This window comes from Ruminococcus sp. 8Y-12 (genome assembly GCF_058119865.1).
This window is the reverse complement of the sequence record NZ_CM176623.1, coordinates 681,109-704,383: the sequence shown is the minus strand read 5'-3', so window position 1 is coordinate 704,383 and position 23,275 is coordinate 681,109. Positions and strand designations below refer to the sequence as shown.

General features: G+C 48.1%; 7 protein-coding genes. 6 read left to right on the top strand and 1 reads right to left on the bottom strand.

Annotated elements, in window-relative coordinates:
- Nucleotides 1-39: 39 nt before the first annotated feature.
- On the bottom strand, nt 40-2,538 hold the full coding sequence (locus AC0THY_RS02540; protein ID WP_489992901.1) for a family 43 glycosylhydrolase: 2,499 nt from the start codon (nt 2,536-2,538) through the stop codon (nt 40-42).
- Nucleotides 2,539-2,780: 242 nt separating this feature from the next.
- On the opposite strand from AC0THY_RS02540, the gene AC0THY_RS02535 reads away from it, so the two are divergent.
- The 6 genes from AC0THY_RS02535 to AC0THY_RS02510 all read left to right on the top strand — a co-directional run bounded on the left by AC0THY_RS02535 (nt 2,781) and on the right by AC0THY_RS02510 (nt 23,273).
- Nucleotides 2,781-5,021 (top strand): InlB B-repeat-containing protein, encoded by a 2,241-nt coding sequence (locus AC0THY_RS02535; RefSeq protein ID WP_489992900.1) that lies wholly within the window; start codon nt 2,781-2,783, stop codon nt 5,019-5,021.
- A 110-nt stretch (nt 5,022-5,131) separates the two neighbouring features.
- Complete coding sequence (locus AC0THY_RS02530; RefSeq protein WP_489992899.1) at nt 5,132-7,240, top strand: endo-1,4-beta-xylanase; 2,109 nt, start codon at nt 5,132-5,134, stop codon at nt 7,238-7,240.
- A 56-nt stretch (nt 7,241-7,296) separates the two neighbouring features.
- A complete protein-coding gene (locus AC0THY_RS02525) occupies nt 7,297-10,569 on the top strand; it encodes an InlB B-repeat-containing protein (RefSeq protein WP_489992898.1) in 3,273 nt (1,090 codons plus the stop codon).
- Nucleotides 10,570-10,609: 40 nt separating this feature from the next.
- On the top strand, nt 10,610-13,831 hold the full coding sequence (locus AC0THY_RS02520) for an InlB B-repeat-containing protein (RefSeq protein WP_489992897.1): 3,222 nt from the start codon (nt 10,610-10,612) through the stop codon (nt 13,829-13,831).
- Between the two features lie 18 nt (nt 13,832-13,849).
- Entirely contained in the window at nt 13,850-17,137 is a 3,288-nt protein-coding gene (locus AC0THY_RS02515) for an InlB B-repeat-containing protein (RefSeq protein ID WP_489992896.1), read from the top strand.
- Nucleotides 17,138-17,252: 115 nt separating this feature from the next.
- Complete coding sequence (locus AC0THY_RS02510; RefSeq protein WP_489992895.1) at nt 17,253-23,273, top strand: carbohydrate-binding protein; 6,021 nt, start codon at nt 17,253-17,255, stop codon at nt 23,271-23,273.
- Nucleotides 23,274-23,275 lie beyond the last annotated feature (2 nt).

The window sequence follows — 23,275 nt, the reverse complement described above, 5'->3', positions numbered from 1 at the left end:
AGAAAAGGGGCGTCGCATCATTGCGACAGCCCCTTACTCCTATTTATTAATCTTCACTTTTTTGAATTTTCCATATTTCCCATAATATTTCTTGCCTGTGGAATCTTTTTGGAATGCTCTTACTTTTACGTAATAGGTGGCTCCCTTTTTAAGTCTTTTGAGAGTTGCTGTAGTTTTATTGACTACCACGGTCTTTTTCCCTTTTTTAAACTTCTTATCCTGGGCATATAGTATCTGATAGCGGATCCCCGGCTTCTTGATCTTTTGGATTACCAGATTTACCCGCTTGGAGCTTTTGTTTTTAAGGCTCTTGATCTTTGCCTTGGGAACACTCACTCTCACCCATTTTGCATACAGTGTGATGTCTTTTCCGGATACTTTTGTTACCTTTGTCCTGAAATTTTTATCAGCGTACCAGCCTTCAAATATATATTTTTTCCTGGTAGGATTTTTAAGAACCACGGATTCGTTTACAGGATAAACCAGAGGATTGGCCTTACTGTTTTTACCGCCGTATAACTGATATGTAATTCTGTAGGGGGACTTGTCAGTAACCGTAACCACACAGGTATCGCCCAGTACCCTGCCGTCTTCCGCCTCTGCCCTTATCCTTGCCGTTCCGACGCCTTTTGCCGTTACGGTTCCGGATGCTGACACTGTCGCCACTGACGTCTGGTCCGAGGTCCATACAATGTTCTTGTTCGTGGCATTTGAAGGGGATACTGTCACTTGCAGCGTTTGCTGATCCCCTGGCGTAAGTTTCAGCGTTTTGGGACTTATAGAGACGTTTGTAACCGGTATGGAGACCCTGACCTGACATCTTGCGGATACTCCGCTTCCGTCCTGTGCCTTGGCTGTAATGGTTGCAGTTCCCACTCCTGTGGCCGTCACTGTTCCATCCTGGGACACCTCTGCCACTGACGGCTGATTGGAACTCCAGAAAACATCCTTGTTGGTAACATTTGCGGGCGCTACAGCGGCCGTCAACTTTTCTGACGCGCCGGGATAAAGGTCGAGTGATTTCGGGTCAACCGTCAATTCACGGGCTCTGATACCAAATTTCCAGTAATCTACTTTGAACAGCTCGGTGTCCTGTTCCGCTGCGGCCTTGTAAACAAAGTATAAATCATGGATGCCTTCTGCGCTTAAAATATCCTCTGTCGTTACTTCTTCCCATACGTCCCAGCCGCCTGTATCGTAAACATCCAGGGTACCGATTAACGGTCCGTCGCAGCTGTCAAGACGCAGCTCAATGCTGCCGCCCAGTCCCTCACATGACACGCTTGCTGTGAAGAAATCAGGACTCATTTCCCCAAAATCTACATTTTTCACCTTGATATAATTCCCGTCAAGGACATTGCATATATGGATGCCGCCCTGGTTATCAGGTTCTGTTTTAATGCGGACATCCTGGGGAGCAGAATCATTGGAATCGTGATAATCGCCAGAAGGCCATGAGATATTCGCAGTCCAGGAAATCGTTTCGGCCTCATTTCTGACATAGGGATTTAACGTATCAACGGCTTTTGGGCCATCCTTTGTCATATCTACCGGTTTGATGGTTCCATCCTCATTGTACTCAATTTCCTCTACACAAACGGAACGCTTCTGACTATGACCGCCCGGCAGTGAGCCATTATGGTAAAAGAGGTAGGAGTGTCCCTTGTAATCAATGACACCGGGATGATTGGTGGAGGTGTCGCCCTGCTCTGACATAATCACTCCTCTGAAGGTCCAGGGGCCGGTTGGGCTGGGGCTTGTTGAATAGGCGACACGCTGCTTTTGGTAAACAATATCGGATGCAAATACCATGTAATATAAACCATTGCGCTTGTAAAGCCATGGCGCCTCATCAAATGAACTGACACGATTGGGACCATATCCAAAGGTTTCCTCATTCAAGTCTACGGCAACCACCCCGACCTCCTGATCCAAAGAGATCATATCCTCGTTTAACTTCGCATAATAGAGACCGCCGCCGACCATTGCATTTCCCCAGTATAAATAGGCTTCACCATCATCATCGATAAAGACCGTTGGATCAATGTCCGGAAACCAGCCATCGCGGTAGCCGGCTCCTTCGAGCAGACCTTTGCCAATCGCATCGCGGAAGGGGCCTGTGGGACTGTCAGCCACAGCAACTCCCAAAGTTAAATTGCCGCCTTCTGTTGTACCCACTGAAACATATAAATAGAACTTCCCATCCTTTTCGACGCACTGAGTTGCCCATGCCCGGCTTTTGGCCCACTTAAGGTCTTCACGGGTAAGTATGGTCCCGTGATCCGTCCAGTTTACCATATCGGTTGTCGAATAACATTTCCAGTCATTCATACCCGCCATATTTGGTACCTCCGGCTCATCCTGGGTAGTATAGACGTATAACCGGCCGTCATACACCATGGGGGCAGGATCGGCTGTGAGACTCGTCTGCACAATCGGGTTGTCTGCAAAAGCCACTGACGAATACAGGATCATTACCACGCAAGAGAGAGCCATCATGCCGAAAATCTTTAACACGCTGCTTTTAAATCGTTTCATACATTTTCTTCTCCTTTTCATTTTCTTACGGTCAGCGCAGTAAATGCGCAGACCTGTTGAATATTTATATAAGTACAATATAACAGGGTTCCAACTGGACTTATTTGCAATAACCAGTACAAATTCACAATGTTTTAAGTAACAAAAAGATCCATCATAAATTTGTACAGATGCTTGCAAATAAATCCAGCTAAAAGCCTGTTATATTATACTTAAATAAATGAATTGGAGGAGGGATTTTTATGATGAGGAAACTGATTGCCAGAAGCTTAGTGATGATGCTTCTGGTGGCGGCATTGCCGATTGCGCCTAAAAAAGAGGTGCAGGCAGCAGGTGCGGAGACGATACTCGCGCATTTTACCTTTGATAATGCTGAGGAAGGATTTAGGAGCGAAGGGGCGGTTGCAACGCCGGGCAAAGAAGGCGTGGAGATGAAATTTTCAGATGACATCGCTTTTTCCAGCGGGACCGGGAAATCACTGTCATTTGACGGCACAGAGAATACGGGATGGCTGGAGGTTACGAAAACAGATGGAACCCCGCTTCTTACCGGTAAGGATACGTTTGCCATCTCATATTACAGCAAACCCCGCGCAACCGATGCGCAATACTATGGATGGACTTACAACATCAGACGGGCGTTAAGCGAGGGCAACTGGAACTTAGATGGGGAAAGCGGCGACTATCATCACAATCTGTATTATATCGGGATTACAGACCGGCCAGACGGAGCGTTAAATGTGGAGCGCTTTTTTGACACAAGGACAGAATCTTTTTCTATAGACATGGATAAAGAAAAGTGGAAGCATGTACTGGTTCAGTATGAGCCAACACGCACCACGGTGTATATTAACGGAATCCAGGCTGCCCAGACTCCGGAAGAGGAAGTGCGGGAAACGATATCAGCCACCCTGTTGGATAACAGCAACTTTAAAATAGGCGCTGCAGACTGGGGATGGGGTGGTAAGGAATGCTATAGCGGCCTGATGGATGAGTTTACCGTATTTGACGGTAAAGTGAGTGAGGAAACCATTGTAACCCTGGCGGCAGCCTCGGCAAGAGAATTGAAGGGCCTGCAGATCACCGCTGCCGATAATGCGGACAGAGTAAAAGTAGGCGGAAATCTGCAGCTAACAGCAGTACCGACACCTGAGGATGTATGGGATGCTCCGGTAACCTGGAGCAGCAGTGATGAAAAGATAGCCAGCGTAAGCGCTGATGGCCGGCTTACAGGAAAAGGCGAGGGAACCGTTGAAATCACGGTGACATCTGTGGATAAGCCAAGTATAAAGGCGACAAAGACCTTTACCGTATATCAGTCATATACCGTCAGATACCTTAAAGAAAAGGGTGGAACCATTGTGGGAAGCGCGACACAGGAGGTGCTGAAAGGCCAAAGCGCAGAACCCGTACGTGCGCGTGCTAATGCAGGATACATATTTACGGGATGGAGCGACGGCGTGGCGACCGAAGAGAGACATGACAAAAATGTGCAGGCTAACATATCAGTGACCGCAAAGTTTAAGCTTGATACAGTGAAGCTGGCATATCTGGCGTCTGAAGGCGGAAAGGTCAGACACTGGGATGAAGAATACGCCGCAGACAGAGTGGAAATGGATATTACCAGAGGGAAAGATGGAACCGAGGTTGTAGCGGTACCTGAAAGTGGTTATACATTTGTAAAATGGAGTGATAACGTCACAACCGCAGAGAGAACCGACTTGGCGGTTATGAAGGATTTGGAAGTAACGGCATTGTTTGCGAAAGTTGTGGATAATGTAACTGTCAATTATCTGGCCTCCCCGGGCGGCAGGATTCAGGGAAAGGCACAGCAGGAAATCGAAAGAGGCCAGAATGCTGAAAAGGTAACAGCAGTTGCGGATGCAGGATATCGGTTTGTGCAATGGAGCGACGGCTTGAAAACAGCGGACAGAGCGGATGCGGCTGTTTCGAACGATCTGACAGTCACTGCGGTATTTGAAAAAGTAAAACCGGGCGTAGCCAGCGTTAAGTTAAATGTGAAGAAAGTAACGCTTGGCGCGAAAGAAAAGTTCAAGTTAATTGCCACCGTAGCGCCCGCCGGAACCGGAGCCGGTATTAAGTGGAGCGTTAACAAGTCTTCGATTGCGGCAGTGAACCAGAAAGGCGAGGTGACAGCCAAGAAGCCAGGAAAAGCGATTGTTACAGCAGAGGCCGGAGGAAAGACCTATAAGTGTACGGTTACTGTGAAGAAGGCGCCAACCGCCAAGACATTCAAATTGAATGCAAAGAAAAAGACACTGGCAAAAGGAAAGACCTTTAGGATTAAACCGAAGTTCATCAAAAAAACGTACAGTAATAAGATCACATATAAATCAAGTAACAAACGTGTTGCTACGGTTACGAAAAAAGGCGTAGTAAAGGCGGTAAGAAAAGGCACAGCCAAGATTACGGTAACAACCTTTAACAAGAAAAAAGTGAAACTTACCATTACCGTTAAGTAAGTTTTCGTGTAATTATTTTCCGGAATCAACAACAGGCAGGGCATCTTCTTTAGCAAGACGGTGCCCTGTTATTCATTGAAAGTGATGAAATGCAGCAGAAAGGAGATGAAATGAAAAATTTTTTGCGAAAAGGCTTAAGGATCCTGGCAATCGTTAGTATCGCTGTCATCATGATGCTGACGAATTATGCCAATTTGGGGGCTGCTAAAACAACATATGCGAAGGCTCCTGAGGAATCGTTAAAGGACATCTATGCAGAGTACTTTGATATCGGTGTGGCGCTTCCCGTGTGGTATGCCCCAAACGGGAGTGTGATTGGCAATGAGGGGTATTTAGACACCATTTTGGTACACTTCAACAGCATGACCTTTGAAAATGAAATGAAACCGGATTTCCTGTTGACCGGGGATCTGGGGCCTGACCCGGAAAATGCCAGAGTCTCTTTTGAGAGAGCGATTCCCGGTTTGGAGTTTGCCAAAAAGCATGGCTTGAAAGTGCGCGGTCATGTGTTGATATGGCATGATCAGACACCTGAGGCGTTTTTTCATGAGAATTATGATGTGAAGGCTCCCCTTGCAGACAGAGATTTGATGTTAAAGCGCATGGAAAATTACATCAGGACAGTCATAGAGTGGACAGAGGAAAATTATCCGGGAATTGTCTACGCCTGGGACGTGGCCAATGAGGTGATGCAGGATGATAAACCATCCAACTTAGCGCCGGGCTTACCCTGTGGAATGAGGGAAAGCCGCTGGAGGGACACGATCGGGGATGATTTCGTAGAATATGCCTTTGAATATGCGCGTCGATATGCACCCGAAGGCGTGAAATTGTTTTACAACGATTACGACGAGTACCACCCCCGGAAGCGGGACGCGATCATTAAAATGCTGAGGCCCATAGCGGAGGCTGGAAATATTGACGGTATGGGGATGCAAAGCCACTTTGACCGGGAATATGTCATCGACGATCACATCGAAGCCGTAAAAAAATATTCTTCGGAGCTGGGGCTAGAAATCCAGGTGACGGAGCTTGACATACAGATGGAAGAGGACAAAGTCCAGGCAAACCTTGAAGAGACAGAGAAGCGGCAGGGGGAATATTATTATGAGTTAATGAGAAAATTGGTGGTGGCAAAGAATGAGGGAGTGAACCTTACCTCCGTCACCATCTGGGGGCTGGCGGATGGGTTGTCATGGCGTCCCACTGCGATTCCGCTGCTGCTGCGCGGGCAGGCTCCTGAGGAATTGGAAAAAAAGCCGGCTTATTACGGCTTTATAGCGGCAAAGGCAGATGGGGAGGCGGAATTTGCACTGGCCCGGGAAATCCAAAAAGCTGAGGGGATCAATACGGATCACTGCACGCTTTCAAGCCAAAAGGCTTTTAGGCAGGCAGTGGATCAGGCAAAGAAATTACTTGAGACTGGCACAGCGGCAGATTGGGTTCAGGCGGTTGAGAAAGCCGTCAAAGCGCTGCAGGCAGCAGCTTCCAATCTGGCTTCTATAACAGACACGGCGACGAAGCAGGCATTGGGATTGGAAATCCAAAGAGGGAAGGCTGTGGATATCAGCAAATATACGGATGCTACAGCTAAAGCTTTCCGGGAGGCATTGGATAAGGCTGAGAGTGTATGGGGAAATAGCGATGCGGGACAGAACGAGAGCCTCATGGCATTAAATGCCTTAAAAGACGCATATAGCAAATTGGCAGAAAGACATGTGGCGGCAGACCGGGTGAGACTTCGTCAGACCAAACTGTCCATGAAAGTAAAGGGGACAAAAAAACTGATTGCAGAGGTGCTGCCGGTTAACGCAAGTAATAAAAAGACTTCATGGCGTTCCTCAAATCCTTCTGTGGCGGCAGTGGACCAGAACGGAAAAGTAACTGCAAAAAGAGCGGGCACATCAAAGATAACCGTAACCGCCCAGGATGGTAAGAAAACGGCTGTCTGTACGGTGACGGTCAAAAAGCCTGTTGTAAAACTAAATAAAAAATCGCTTACGCTCAAGGTGAAGAGGTCGGCAGCCATAAAGGTGAGGAAGTCAGCACCCGCAGGCGAAAAGATAAAATCAGCCAGGAGCAGCAAAAAGAGAATCGTCAGTGTGTCGGTAAAGAAAGGACGGCTGACGGTCAAAGGGAAAAAGGCGGGACGGGCAGTTATTACCATAACCACCACTCGCGGCGGCAGGGCGAAAGTGACAGTGAAGGTAAAAAAATAAAATGGACTCAATTGGAAAAAACAGAATGAGAAATGCAGAGAGGAAGTGGGAAAACAATGAATAGAAAGAAAAAGATAATTAGATATTTGCTTATGCTTGCATTGGTTTTGGGAGGACTGACCATGCTGCCATCCGCAAAAGCAAAAGCGGCAAATCCCTATCTGCCCTTGTGGGAGCACATCCCGGATGGGGAACCGCGGGTATTTGAGGACCCTGACAATCCGGGGAAACAGCGCGTATACATTTACGGCTCCCATGATATCAGAAGAAGTGCATTTTGTGGCGTAGACATCAGGGTCTGGTCGGCGCCGGTGGAAGACTTGTCAGACTGGCGCGATGAAGGCCCCGTCTTCACTTATCGCAGCGGCGGAAGGTGGGATCTGCTTTACGCGCCGGATATTGCAGAGGTCATCAGAAAAGACGGTACAAAGGAATACTACCTGTATCCCCACAGCCGCGCGGGAGGCGAGGAGGGCGATGATGAGTATTACGGCCCGGATGTAAACAGAATCCCAATGGTGTGTAAAGGAAGCAGCCCTGTTGGTCCCTTTGAGCCGATCAACCTGAATGAAGACGGGACAACGGTTACGGAGGACAGTCTTCTGGGCTTTGACCCGGGTGTGTGGATTGAATACATTACCGATCCTGACGATCCGGATTATGACATTGGTTTCCGGGCATACGCATACTGGGGCTTCGGAGGAAGCGGGGAAAAGTCATGGGCCTGTGAGCTGGATCAGAACACCATGTACAGCGTGAGGCCGGGGACGAAGCCGGTGCAGTATTTTATCCCATCCAACGCTTTCGGCTATAAAGATCCGCCCGGCACAAAATATCCTTATATCTATCCGGATGAAAACCTGGATGATTTCACCTTTTTTGAGGCTTCCTCAATCCGTAAAATCGGCAATAAATACATATTAGTTTACAGTGGAATGTCAGGGCCGGAGTATGGAGTGGATTCAAACAACTCGTCTCTGCGGTACTGCTACGGCGATTCACCCATGGGACCATGGAGAAGCGGCGGCGTGCTGATCGATTCCCGCGGGCCGGTTCCCAATAAAGACGGTACCGGGTTAGAAACACATGGTTACTTAAGGAACACCCATGGAAGCATCCTGGAGATCAATGGACAGTGGTATGTCTTTTATCACAGACCCACCGCCTATGGCATAGAAGCGCGCCAGTCCATGGTGGCCCCCATCAAGGTCACCTGGGAAGAAAAGTCCGTGGAGGAAGGCGGCAAGGTTGAGATCCGGGCTTACGATCCCTACAATGAAGAGGGTGATTATACCTGGACAGCGAAGGGCGGCAACTATGAGTACACCGGGGCAGAGGTTGCCTCGGAAGGATTCAACATGTTTGGACTGGATCCCTACCAGTTCTATTCCGCAGGCTATGCATACCGTTTTGGCGGTTCTCTGGAACCCACCTATGATATCTGGGAGGATCATATGCCCATTAACGGCATAAGAGACGGCGGCATAACAGGGTTCAAATACTTTGGGTTTGAAGGGCTGGAAGAAAATGATTTGGGCCTCAGGCCTTATGAGGGAACAAAACCGGGTAATCATACGAATTTTAATGCATTCATTGTACCGAGAACAGCAAATGAGTTTAAGATTAATGTCTGGATGGACGGTCCCTGGGATAATGCCACCTGGAACGGTACAAAGCTTGGAGAGATTATTGTTCCGGCAGGATCTCCCCAGGAAAGAACAAAGTTTAAGCTGGATGTATCGAATATTGTTGACAATCTGGGCGGAAAGCATGCCATCTATCTTGTGCCGGAAGGAGGCGCCAATTTCGATTTGATAGGCGTTGGGTTTAGCTCCGATGAGGTAGAAATTGAGGCTCCCAAAGTGCCCCAGGTAAATATTTCAATTGATGGAAAACCGGTAAATCTGCCGAAGCAGCCGCTTCCCTGTACCCTTGAAAACGGCATTGTAAACTATGATACTTACCAGTATGATCATATTCTTCCGGCAGGAACAACCGAAATTCCGGTGGTGACAGCCTCCGCCAGCGACGATAAGGTGAAAATTACGGTTTCACAGGCAGATTCCGTGACGGGGACCGGCAGTGTGGCCATTGTAAGGTTTGACCATAACGGAGCGGTGAAGACCTATCGGATTCCATTTTCAGAGGAGAGCAAAGAATATAATGTTCTGATGGAGCTCCCGGAGGAGATTGGAGTTCTGGAGCGGGCAGCGGATATCATAGGGGACGGCATCGCCATTGACAGCGTGGAGTCTGAAACGCCCCAGGAGAAGGCTGATAAAGCTCTTGAGGCCCTTAACGCAAATGTGGATTTGCAGGCACTGGGTGTTGAAATAGAGATTGCCTGTGAGAGGGATACCTACACGGTGACCCTGAAAAAAGGCGCTGCAGTTATGACGATACCCTCCTTCTCCATTCGTGACATTGAAAAGTTTACGGTATTTCTGGATGCGTGCGGAGGTATTCTGGGAGTTCCGGCAAGATTTGATATAAAGAGCGGACAGCCGGTTGGCAATTTGCCGCAGCCATCCAGAAGCGGATATACCTTTGCGGGATGGTACACAGCCAGGACGGGCGGCGACCGGGTAGACCCCAGGACGACCGTAAGGGGGGATACCGTCTGCTACGCCCACTGGATAATCAACAAACATACGATAACCTTTGATCCCAACGGGGGAACGCTGGGGGCAGCGGAAAAGGCAAGACAGGTGGATTACGGCGCTCCGATAGGCACACTGCCGGTTCCCTCCCGCTTTGGATATACCTTTAATGGATGGTATACAGCCAGGACGGGCGGAAACTGGGTTACGGCTGCCACCATGGTGAAGGGTGAAATAACTGTCTACGCCCAATGGACCGCCAACCAGACAGAACCTGATGCAGGTCCCAAAAAGGGAAGTTCCTTCAATGCAAAGGCGTTTAAGTTTAAAGTCACAAAACAGGCTGTAGGGAATAAACCGGGCGCTGTTCAACTGGTCAGGCCGTTAAAGAAAAAGCTTACTTCCGCAGCCATCCCGGCAGAGGTGCGTTCCGGCTCCTTTAAATATTATGTGGAAAGCGTAGGGGACAGAGCTTTCAAAAAATGCAGGGCGCTGAAAAAAGTGACAATAGGCAAAAATGTAGTCAAGATAGGGAAAGAGGCATTTTCCGGTGACGGGAAGCTGAAAATGATCAAGATACAGACGAAAAAATTAAAGTCCGTAGGGAAAAATGCATTAAAGGGCATTTACAAAAAAGCCCGGATCAAGGCGCCGGCGTCAAAATTAAAGGCATACAAGAAACTGCTCAGGAAAAAAGGACAGAAAGCAACCGTAAAGATCACAAAGTAAGGACAGGCAGTGTTTTGAATTCAAGGAAAGGAGTATGAAAATGAAGAACGCAAGAAGAGTATCGCTATTTGTGCTTTCGCTCGTTATGGTATTGGGTACATTGGTCATGTTGCCTGCTGCGAAAGCAAAAGCGGCCAATCCGTACATGCCCCTGTGGGAGCATGTACCGGATGGGGAACCGCGAATCTTTGAGGACCCTGATAATCCGGGTAAAAAGAGGGTCTATGTGTACGGATCTCATGATACCAAGCAGGCTAACTATTGCGGCAGGGACGTAAGGGCCTGGTCTGCACCGGTGGAAGATTTGTCTGACTGGCGCGATGAGGGACCTGTTTTCCAGTACCAGATCAATGGCAAGTGGGATGAGATTTTTGCTCCGGATATTACGGAGGTTGTTAAAAAAGACGGCACAAAAGAATATTACCTGTATCCGCACAGCACCAACTGGGGGAACAGAATAGCGATGGTGTGCAAAGGCGAAAGTCCGGTGGGCCCCTTTACGCCGATCAATGTGAATCAGGCGGGGCAGATACTGCCCAACAGCCCTCTGGGGTTTGACCCGGGTGTTTTTGTAGATTACATTACCGATCCCGCGGACCCTGATTATGAAATTGGCTTCCGGGCATACGCATACTGGGGATTTCAGGAATCATGGGCCTGTGAACTGGATCAGACCACGATGTACAGTCCAAAACCTGGAAAGCAGCCCATACAGCGTTTTATTCCCTCACGCAATGACCCGGCGAATACTACCTATAATAGCATCTTTGAGGCTGAGAATCCGGCTGATTTCGACTTTTTTGAGGCATCCTCCATACGTAAGGTTGGCAATAAATATGTCGTGATTTATAGCGGCTATTCAGGCGAAGAGTATGGACTGTGGGATCAGAGCACTACGCTGCGCTATGCCTATGGCGACACTCCGCTTGGCCCGTGGAAGAGCGGCGGCGTGATTGTGGATTCCCGGGGGCCTGTGCCCAACCAGGATGGCAGCGGGATAGCAGCTGCTAACTGGGGACACAACACCCACGGAAGTATCCTTGAGATTAATGGCCAGTGGTATGTCTTTTATCACAGACCTACCATGGGCAATGGGCATGCACGCCAGGGGATGGTGGCACCTGTTAAAGTTACATGGGATGAAGAGTCAGTGGAGAACGGCGGAAAAGTCGTTATCACAGGTTATGATCCCTATAATGAAGAAGGGGATTACAAATGGACTGCGAAGGGCGGTTCCTATGAATATACCGGCGCGGAGGTTACTTCGGAGGGCTTCAATATATTTGGCCTGGATCCCTACCAGTACTATTCCGCAGGACATGCATGTTATGTTACCGGAAAGGCCGCCATGGAAGATTCCTATGATATCTGGGATAACCATATGCCTATCACCGGCGTAGGGAATAATGCCATAATAGGCTTTAAATATTTTGGCTTTGGAGGGCTGGGAGAAAATGATTTGGGACTGAAACCCTTCCAGGGAACGAAGCCGGGAAATAATACAAAATTTAATGCTTTTCTTGTGCCAAAAACACAGGAAGCCTTTAAGATTAACGTCTGGATGGACGGACCCTGGGATAATTCCACGTGGAATGGCACAAAGCTGGGTGAAATTAACGTTCCGGCGGGAGCTGCCCGGGAAAACACAAAATTTGAACTGGATGTTTCCGATATTGTGGATGGTTTAGACGGAAAACATGCGATCTACCTTGTACCTGAGGGCGGTTCCGGCGACCTTTTTGACTTGATGGGCATTGGCTTTGGCTCGGATGAAACAGCCATCAAAGCCCCGGTAGTACCCACAGTAAGCATCGCGATTGACGGGGAACCGGTAAACCTGCCAAAGCGTCCTCTGCCGTCCAATGAAAACAACGGCATTGCCGGATATGATATCTATCAGTACGATCATATACTTGCGGACGGAACAACTGAGATTCCCGTTGTCACAGCCTCTGCAAGCGATGAGGAGGTAAAGATTACGGTTTCACAGGCAGCTTCACTGACAGGTGCAGGAAGCGCGGCGATTGTGCGGTTTAGCTACAATGGAATGGTTAAGACCTATCGAATCCCGTTTTCTGAGGACAGCAGGGAGTATAACGCATTAATGGAGCTTCCGGCGGAGATTGAGGATCTGGAAAAGGCGGCGGATATCATTGGTGACAGCATTGTCGTTGACGGCGAGGAGTTCAAAACGCCTCAGGAAAAAGCGGACAAAGTACTCGAAATGCTCACCGAAGACCCGCAGATAAAAGCCCTTAAGGTTGGCATTCAAATTGATTATGAGAACGCGGTATTCAAGGTGACCCTGACGAAGGGCAGCACTGTAATGACCATACCGTCCTTTGCCGTTGAGGATATAGAAAAATATGCAGTAACCCTGGATGCGTGCGGAGGTATTCTTGCAGGGCCGGCATCATTTAAAGTGAAAGCAGGACACCCGGTTGGAAATCTGCCGCAGCCGTCCAGAAGCGGATATACTTTTGCAGGATGGTATACAGCCAGAACGGGCGGAGAACGGGTAGACTCCAGGACGATCGTAAATGGCGACACCGTTTACTACGCCCGCTGGATCATCAACAGCTATACGGTAAGCTTTGATCCCAACGGGGGAACGATTGGGGCAGCGGAAAGGACGAGGCAGGTAAATTACGGAGCGGCGGTAGGCGCTCTGCCGGCGCCCTCCCGCTCAGGACATACCTTCAACGGATGGTATACAGCCAGGACAGGCGGAAACGCGGTGAGCGCTGACACAACCGTGAAGGACAATATGACCGTTTATGCCCAATGGACCGCCAACCCGGCAGCGCCTGATGCAGGTCCCCAAAAGGGAAGCTTTTTCAATGCCAGGGCATTTAAGTTCAAAATCACAAAACAGGCCGTTGGGAAAAAAACGGGCGCTGTCCAACTGATAAGGCCGTTAAAGAAAAAGCTCACCTCCGCAGCCATCCCGGCGGATGTTCGGTCAGGTTCCTTTAAATATTATGTGGAGAGCATAGGGGACAGAGCTTTCAAAAAATGCAGGGCGCTGAAAAAAGTGACAATAGGCAAAAATGTAATCAAGATAGGAAAAGAAGCATTTTCCGGTGACGGCAAGCTGAAAATGATCAAGATACAGACGAAAAAATTAAAGTCCGTAGGGAAAAATGCATTTAAGGGCATCTATAAAAAAGCCCGGATCAAAGCGCCGGCATCCAAATTAAAGGCATACAAGAAATTGCTGAAGAAAAAAGGACAGAAGGCAACGGTTAAGATCACGAAGTAATAGAAGGGATAGTGAACGATGAAGAGAAAGAGAAGTATACCAGCTTTTGTGCTTTTGCTGCTGCTGGCCCTGGGGACATTGACCATGTGGCCTGCGGCAAAAGCCGAGGCGGCCAACCCCTATCTGCCCCTTTGGGAGCATATGCCGGACGGCGAGCCGCGTATCTTTGAGGACCCGGACAATCCCGGGAAATACCGTGTCTATGTTTACGGTTCGCATGACACCATGCGGAATCACTACTGCGGTTTGGACATAAGAGCCTGGTCAGCGCCGGTTGAAGATTTATCAGACTGGCGTGATGAGGGAAGTGTGTTCAAGTATGAAGTAGATGGCAGATGGGATATTATGTATGCGCCTGATATTGCAGAGGTTATCCGAAAGGACGGCACGAAAGACTATTACCTGTATCCCCACAGCCGTGTGGGAGGCAAGAATGGCGATGATGAACAATATGATCCGGGTGTAAACAGAGTTCCCATGGTGTGTAAAGGCAGCAGTCCGGTGGGTCCCTTTGAACCCATCAACTTAGATGAGGACGGCATAAACGTAGTGGATGGAAGCCCTCTGGGATTCGATCCGGGCGTCTGGATTGAATACATTACAGATCCCGCTGATCCGGATTATGAAATTGGTTTTCGGGCCTATGCATACTGGGGTTTCGGAGGCACAGAAGAAAAATCATGGGCCTGTGAGCTGGACCAGAATACAATGTACAGCGTGAGGCCGGGGACCGAACCGATCCACTATTTTATCCCCTCCAATTCCTACGGCTATAAGGATCCGCCGGGCACAAAATATCCTTATATCTATCCGGATGAAAACCCGGATGATTTCAACTTCTTTGAGGCATCTTCGATACGAAAAGTCGGCAATAAATATGTTTTGATTTATAGTGGCATGTCAGGCGGGGAGTACGGAGTGTGGACCAGCAACTCCACACTGCGGTATGCTTACGGAGATTCTCCCCTTGGACCCTGGAGAAGCGGCGGCGTGCTTGTAGATTCCCGTGCGCCGGTATCCAACCAAAACGGCGACGGCATCATGTTAACTGGTGGGCACAATAATACCCACGGCAGTATCCTTGAGATTAATGGCCAGTGGTACGTATTTTATCACAGGCCTCCGAACGGAAATGGATTTGCCCGCCAGGCGATGGTGGCTCCGCTCAAGATCACCTGGGACGAAAAATCCGTAGAGGAAGGCGGAAAAGTTGTCATTAGGGCTTATGACCCATACAATGACGAAAATGGAAATATCTGGACCGCAAAGGGCGGTTCCCATGAATATACCGGAGCGGAGGTCACTTCAGAGGGTTTCAATATGTTCGGCCTGGATCCGTACCAGTACTATTCAGCAGGTTATGCTTGCTATATAACCGGAAATGCTGCATTTGAGGAATCCTATGACATCTGGGATAATCACATGACCGTTAAGAACGTCGGAAATGGTGCAGTCATAGGCTATAAATACTTTGGTTTTGGAGGACTGGAGGAGAATACCCTTGGACTTAAACCCTTTGAGGGAACAGAGCAGGGGAATCAAACGAAGTTTAATGCCTTCCTGATACCTAAAACATCGAAAGCCTTTAAGATCAGCGTATGGATGGACGGCCCCTGGGATAATGCCACATGGAAGGGCACAAAGCTGGGTGAGATTAACGTTCCGGCAGGCTCTGCCCAGGAAAACACAAAATTTGAGCTGGACGTCTCAGATATTGTGGATAATCTGGATGAAAAACATGCGATCTACCTGGTGGCGGAAGGCGGAAATGGAAATCTCTTTGATTTGATTGGCATTGGATTCAGCAAAGACGGCAAAGAGCTCAGCGCTCCGAACGTACCGGAGGTAAGCATCTCTGTGGATGGAAAGCCCATCAACCTTCCGGGCCAGCCGATTGCGTCCACTACGTACAACGGCATTGTCGATTATGGCACTTACCAGTATGATCATATCCTTCCGGCAGGAACAACGGAGATTCCGGTGGTGACAGCCTCTGCCAGTGACGATAAGGTAAAAATTACGGTTTCACAGGCAGCATCCGTGACGGGCGCGGACAGCGTGGCGATTGTGAGGTTTAACTATAACGGAGCGGATAAGACCTATCGAATCCCGTTTTCAGAGGCAAGTAAAAATTACAATGTCCTGATGGAGCTTCCCTCGGATCTTAAGGATCTGGAGCAGGCAGCCAAGATCATAGGGGACAGTGTTGTGGTTGATGTCACAGAGTCCGCAGCACCTCAGGAGAGGGCGGACAAAGCCCTGGAGGTCCTTACTACAGACAGGCGGTTACAGGCGCTGAACGTTGAAATCCAAGTTGCCTGTGAGGGCGATGATGCCTACACGGTGACTCTGAAAAAGGGCGGCACAGTTATGACAATACCTGCCTTCTCTATTCTGGATATTGAAAAACACAAGGTATTCCTGGATGTATGCGGAGGCGTTCTTGAAGCTCCGGCAGCCTTTACAGTAAAGAATGGATATCCGGTTGGGAATTTGCCGCGGCCGGTCAGAAGCGGACACACCTTTGCCGGCTGGTACACAGCCAGGACGGGAGGCGACCGGGTTGACGCCAGGACGATCGTAAATGGCGACGCCGTTTACTACGCCCGCTGGATCATCAACAGCTACACAGTAAACTTTGACCCCAACGGGGGAACACTGGGGGCAGCGGAGAAGACGAGACAGGTGAATTACGGTGCGGCGGTAGGAGCTCTGCCGGTTCCATCCCGCTCAGGCTACACCTTTAACGGATGGTATACAGCCGGGACGGGCGGAAACGCGGTCAGCACTGCCATGATGGTGGAGAGCGACATAACCGTCTACGCCCAATGGACCGCCAATCCGGCAGCGCCTGATGCAGGACCCAAAAAGGGAAGCTTTTTCAATGCCAAAGCATTTAAGTTTAAAATTACGAAACAGGCTGTAGGGAAGAAACCGGGCGCCGTTCAGGTGGTTAAGCCTTTAAAGAAAAAGCTCACTTCCGCAGTCATCCCGGCGGATGTCCGGTCAGGCTCCTATAAATATTATGTGGAGAGCATAGGGGACAGAGCTTTCAAAAAATGCAGGGCGCTGAAAAAAGTGACAATAGGCAAAAATGTAGTCAAGATAGGAAAAGAGGCATTTTCCGGTGACGGCAAGCTGAAAATGATCAAGATACAGACGAAAAAATTAAAGTCCGTAGGAAAAAATGCATTAAAGGGCATCTACAAGAAAGCCCGGATCAAGGCTCCGGCATCCAAATTAAAGGCATACAAGAAATTGCTGAAGAAAAAAGGACAGAAGGCAACGGTTAAGATTGTCCGTTAGATTAGATTGCCCGTAAGAAAGGAGGGGATTTTGGAATATTTAAGAAGAAACGGAAAAAGGAGATTTGGCAAGAATGGTTACGTCAAAACAGTGAGAAAAAATTAGGAGGACAAGAATGAAAAGAATGAAAAAATCTTTTTTAGAAAAAGGCAGAAAGATTTTCTCGTATTTGGTAATCACCGCCATGTTATTTGGCATGCTTCCGGTAAATAGTATGCAGGCTTTCGCAGCAGGCGGGGAAATGGTTTCAAGCTGGCCATATGCGCAAGTAGCTGCAAATGAATTTGACGCTGTGTATCAGAACCAAATGAGAAATTTTGAAGGTTCGGCTATACGTTGGGAAAATGGAACCAACTTAGGTTATACATGCAACAATGATACATTGGTTTTCAACGATGTTGACTTTGGCAATAAAGGACCGGCAAGCTTTATAGCAAATGCAGCTGGAGGTCAGCTCGGAGATACACAGGGAAAGATTACAGTCAAAATTGATTGTTCGGTTGCTGAGGACGCAGACTATATAGGCGGTGTTACCCACAGCAGCATTCCAACGGAGAAGTGTCTTGGTTTTGCAGACGATGTCACAGGCGGCACGACGATTGCAGAAGTTATTTTTAACAGTAATGATTTTAGTGATTATGCTGACAGAATTGCCTATATTACAGAGAACGTTACAGGTGTACACGATGTGTACATCATACTTGGAATGGAGGCTGGCGCCCTCAATATCAAGAACTTTGCATTTACAGAAAAGAATGACACCCCTGATCCGGTGGAAAAGGTCACAGTCACATACGCAGCCGGTGAAAACGGAACCATTCGTGGAACCGCAGTACAGGAGATAGACAAGACAACAGGAACAACCACAGAGGTTACGGCTGTGCCGAATCAGGGTTATGCCTTCGACAAATGGAGTGACGGAAAAACCGAGGCATCCCGTACGGATACAGGCATTACAGAAGATGTGACATATACAGCTTCTTTTAAACTCGCAGAAACGGAACCGGAGGAAGCGGGTATCCTTGCGAAATTTACCTTTGATGACAGTACGGACGGCTTTAGCTATACAGGTACGGAGGGTAAGGTAGTAGCAGAACCAAGCCAGGAGAATATGACATTCTCAGAGGACAGCGCTGTTTCAGTAGAGAACGGAAAATCATTATCATTTGACGGCACAGATAAAACCGGATATCTGAGCGTGAAGAAGGAAGACGGATCGCCGCTTCTGACTGGCAAAAATACCTTTGCGATCTCTTATTACAGTAAGCCGGGGTCAACCACAGCGCAGTATTATGGATGGGCCTACAATGTAAGAAGAGCATTTTCAGACGGTAAGTGGGATTTCGGTTCGGAAAGCAACTGGGGATTTAATAATAACCTCTATTATATCGGGGTTCAGGATAAGCTTGATGGGTTATTGCTTGAACGCTGTCATGATATAAAGACGGAAACGCTGAATAGTGCTGGAAACGGGGAGAAATGGAAGCATGTACTGGTACAGTATGAAGCAAACAAGACTACCGTATATGTAAACGGAGTAAAGACTGCCCAGAGTGAGAACACGCAGGCGCTGAAAACTTTATCAGAAACCCTTGGCGATAAGAGTGATTTTAAAATTGCCAGGGCAGACTATAATACCGGAGAATATTACAGCGGGAATCTGGATGAATTTACTGTCTATGATGGAGTAGTAAGTGAAAAGACAATCCAGGATTTAGCAGCTGCAACAAAAGTGGAACTAACAGATGCATATAAACAGAATAACGCCGAAGGTTTTTCTGAACAGTCTGGAGTTCGGGTTGAGAACTCTCCCGAGGCGGGGGGACATATCGGATGGATCAACAGTGGGAGCTGGGTAAAATATGCCAACATTGATTTTGGAGATTTAGGCGCAGCAGGCTTTGATCTGCGATACGCTATTCCAGACGACCTTGTGGATACCAGCATCAGTCTGATGATTGACAGCCGTGATTCGAATGAAGCCACAGCGACCTATGACATAGAGTTAACAAAGACAGGCGGCTGGCAGACATATGAGACAAAAACGATTGATCTGGGCGGCGAGCCGCTCACCGGAGTACATGACGTATACATAGTATTTAATGGACAGATGAATGTTGACTGGTGGCAGTTCAAAGAAAAGAATGACACCCCTGATCCGGTTCTTCCGACAGCACCTCAAAACTTTACAGCAGCAGCAGGTGACGGTGAGGCTGCACTTTCATGGTCGGCTCCTGCAAACAGTGGTGATGTAAGCGCTATTACTAAGTATGAAGTATCCAGTGACAATGGTGAAAGCTGGGTAGATGCTGCCAGCAATACAGGACATACTTTTACAGGTCTGACAAATGGCACAGAGTATACCTTCCAGGTTCGCGCTGTAAACGCTGACGGAAACGGTGCGGCAGCGACTGTCAAGGCGACACCTATGGCGCCAATCATCACAGGCTGGCCATATGAGACACGAATCGCAAATGAATTTGACGCCGTATATCCCAACAAGGACAGAAACCCGAACTTTCAGTCGCAGCCTATGAAATGGGAAAATAACTCCAACATAGGCTATACAACGAATGGAGATACGTTAGTCTTCACTGATGTTAACTTTGGCTCCAGGGGAGCGGATAAATTTATCGCGGAAGTTGCAGCCGGAGTCTCACAGGGAAGCCAGGGACCGTGTGCAGGCAAGATTATTGTCAAAGTGGACTGTACTGTTGCTGAAAACGCATCCTATACAGGAATAAAGGATGCAAGCATTCCTGAAGAGAAGTATCTTGGCAATTCCACGGATGTTACAGGCGGCACAACGATTGCCACACTGGAGGTTACCGGAGACGGATTTAATCCATATATCAAGCGAACAGCTGCGATTGCAGAGCTTACAGGGACTCATGATGTATTCATTATCCTTGAACTGCCGGAGAATGGCGCGATCAATATTAAGAGCTTTGCATTCACACAAAAGGGTGTGGAACCTGATCCGCAGCCGGCAAGTATCCTTGCAAAATTTGACTTTGATGATGAGGCGGAAGGCTTTAGCTATACCGGCAAAGACGGCGAGGTAGTCGCAGAGCCAAGCCAGGATGGCGGGATGACATTTTCTGATGACAGCGCTGTTTCAGAGAACAGTGGAAAATCCTTATCCTTTGATGGCACAGATAAGACAGGTTTCCTGAATGTAAAGAAAGCGGACGGAAGTTCCCTGATGACCGGAAAGGAAAGTTTTGCGGTCTCTTACTACAGTAAACCGAGCTCCAGCACAGCGACATATTATGGCTGGGTATACAATATCAGAAGAGCATTTTCTGACGGAAAATGGGATTTTGGTTCAGAAAGTAACTATGATTATACAAATAACCTGTATTATTTAGGCGCTCAGGATAAGCCTGAGGGGTTACATGTTGAACGCTGCTTTAATACAAAGATAGAAACACCGGATATCTATGCAAATGATGACGGAAAGTGGAAGCATGTACTGGTACAGTATGAAGCAAACAAGACGACCGTATATGTAAATGGAACAAAGGCTTATGAGAGCGAGAAGCCGGAAACCCTGAAATCAATCTCAGAAACCCTGGGCGATAACAGTGACTTTAAGATTGCCAGAGCAGACTGGAACCAGGGAGAGTTCTACAGCGGACTTCTGGATGAGTTTACCATCTATGAAGGCGTAGTAAGCAACAAGGAAATCCTGGATTTAGCAGCAGCGAAAAAGGCAGAACCCAGAAATGCATTCAAACGCAATGAAGCAGAACTCTTTGATGAGACAAACAATCCAAACGAAAACGTTCAGGGCGAGACAACCTTAGAGTATGTTGAAGAAGGAAACTGGTTCAAGTATGCTGATGTGGATTTTGGCAAAGAAAGCCCGGTTGCTTTTGAAGCACAGCTCTCTTCCGGAGCCAATACGGAAGGTTCCTTCGAGCTTAGACTGGATAGTCCGGAGGGAACTTTGGTTGGAACGGTAACCTACCCTGGAAACAGCGATTATACAAAGTATGGCGTATACAGCCAGATGATAACACAAAGCGTGACCGGAAGGCATGATTTATACATCGTATTTAATAAGAGCGGACAGGCGAATCTGGATTGGTGGAGATTCTACAATTCCCGGAATCCTTATGCACAGAATAACGCAGAAAGCTTTACCGATTCTAAAGACGTTCGAATTGATAACTCTGCGGAGGCCGGAGGACATATCGGATATATCAATGAGGGAAGCTGGGTAAAATATGCCTATGCAGATTTTGGAACCTTTGGCGCAACCCACTTCGATCTGCGCTATGCCATCCCAAATGACCTTGCGGATATCACAGTCGACCTGATGATTGACAGCATGGATAAGGAGACAGCCACAAAGACTTATACCCTGAATCTGACAAAGACAGGCGGCTGGCAGACCTATGAGACATGCACAATCGAACTGCCTGAAAAGCTGACCGGAAAACATGATGTATATCTGGTATTTCATGGACAGGTAAATGTTGACTGGTGGCAGTTTAAAGAGCTGCCGGAGGGCGCAGTTATCCGATTGATTTCAGCCATTCCGGAAGAGGTTACGCTGGAGGACGAAGCGGCCGTGAAAGCCGCCCGCGAAGCGTATGACGCTCTGACAAGCGAACAGAAAGCTGTGGTAGATAAGGAAGAGGTAAATAACGGCAGTAAAATAGCGGCTGCGGAAGCTATTGTCAAACCTCTCAGAGACCAGGCGGAAGCAGACAGAGTAATAGGATTAATAGCGGCCATTTCCACGCCTGTTACCCTGGCAGACGAAGCAGCCGTGAAGGCTGCCCGCAAAGGGTATGACGCTCTGACAAAAGAGCAGAAAGCCATAGTGGACAAGGAGCCGGCCAATAATAATTCCAAAATAACAGCCGCAGAAGCAGCGCTTATAGACTTGAAGGATCAGGCGGCCGCGAAGAAGGTGATTGGCTTCATCGCAGCGATTCCCACGCCGGTTACGCTATCAGCCGAAGCAGCTGTGAAAAAAGCCCGTAAAGAATATGACGCTCTGACAAAAGAACAGAAAGCCATAGTAGATGCGGAGAAAACGAATAACAGTGGTAAAATAACGGCTGCAGAAGCAGCGCTTATAGTTCTGAAGGATCAGGCGGCGGTAGACAAAGTCGTTGCAATCCTGGATTCAGTCGAACCGTTAATGCTGGATAGTCTGAAGGCTATTGTGACGGCTCGTGAAGAGTACGGCAGTCTGACCCAGGAGCAGAAAGAGCTGTTTAACAACATGAAGGCTCTGCAGAGATTGGAAAATTATGAGAAGGCTTATGAAGTACTCAGAAAGATCAGTGAAATCAATACTCCAATCACAGCAGGGAGCAAAGCGGCGATTGAGGAAGCCAGAAAAGCGTATGACTTGCTGAATGCAGCGCAAAAGAAACTGCTAGAGCTTCACTATAAAACATTGGTGAAGGCGGAAGCAGATTATAAAGCTATCACGGAAGTGAAAGTGGAAGAAACGGATATCTCCAAAGCATCCGTAAGCGCCATACCGGTTCAGAACTTTACCGGAAAGGCTCTGACCCCGGGCTTTACCGTTACGATGGCAGGAAAGGTATTGGTAAAGGACAGAGACTACACGGTTGCATATAAGAACAATGTGAAAATTGGTACCGCCACCGTCACCATTACCGGAAAGCTGGCTTACAAGGGAACCCTTACCAAAACCTTTACTATCACGGTACGCAAAGGAAAGACATACGTATCCGGAAAGTACAGATATACCGTAACCAATGCAAATTTGGCAGGAAAAGGCACAGTGACCGTTAAGGGCGTGACAAGCAAGAAGCTGAAAACCATCAAAGTACCCAGCACCGTCAGCATCGGGGGCAAGAAATTCAAGGTAACGAAGATCGGAGCCTCCGCGTTTAAGGGCTGCAGGACTGCCACCAAAGCCACGATTGGGAAGTATGTGAAAACCATCGGGAAAAATGCATTTTATAAGGCTTCGAAGTTAAAAACCATCTATATCAATAGTGCGGTATTAAAGAAGGTGGAAAAGAACGCATTTAAAGGCATCAATGGCAAAGCCAAGATTAAGGTACCGAAGAAAAAATATGCGAAATACCGGAAATACTTGAGCAGGAAGGGACAGAAAAGCACGGTTAGAATTGTAAAGTAAAG

Excerpts from the sequence above, each read along its gene's own strand:
- AC0THY_RS02520 (WP_489992897.1), top strand. The coding sequence starts at position 10,610 with ATGAAGAACGCAAGAAGAGTATCGCTATTTGTGCTTTCGCTCGTTATG.
- AC0THY_RS02515 (WP_489992896.1), top strand. The coding sequence starts at position 13,850 with ATGAAGAGAAAGAGAAGTATACCAGCTTTTGTGCTTTTGCTGCTGCTG.
- AC0THY_RS02510 (WP_489992895.1), top strand. The coding sequence starts at position 17,253 with ATGAAAAGAATGAAAAAATCTTTTTTAGAAAAAGGCAGAAAGATTTTC.
- AC0THY_RS02540 (WP_489992901.1), bottom strand. The coding sequence starts at position 2,538 with ATGAAACGATTTAAAAGCAGCGTGTTAAAGATTTTCGGCATGATGGCT.
- AC0THY_RS02525 (WP_489992898.1), top strand. The coding sequence starts at position 7,297 with ATGAATAGAAAGAAAAAGATAATTAGATATTTGCTTATGCTTGCATTG.
- AC0THY_RS02530 (WP_489992899.1), top strand. The coding sequence starts at position 5,132 with ATGAAAAATTTTTTGCGAAAAGGCTTAAGGATCCTGGCAATCGTTAGT.
- AC0THY_RS02535 (WP_489992900.1), top strand. The coding sequence starts at position 2,781 with ATGATGAGGAAACTGATTGCCAGAAGCTTAGTGATGATGCTTCTGGTG.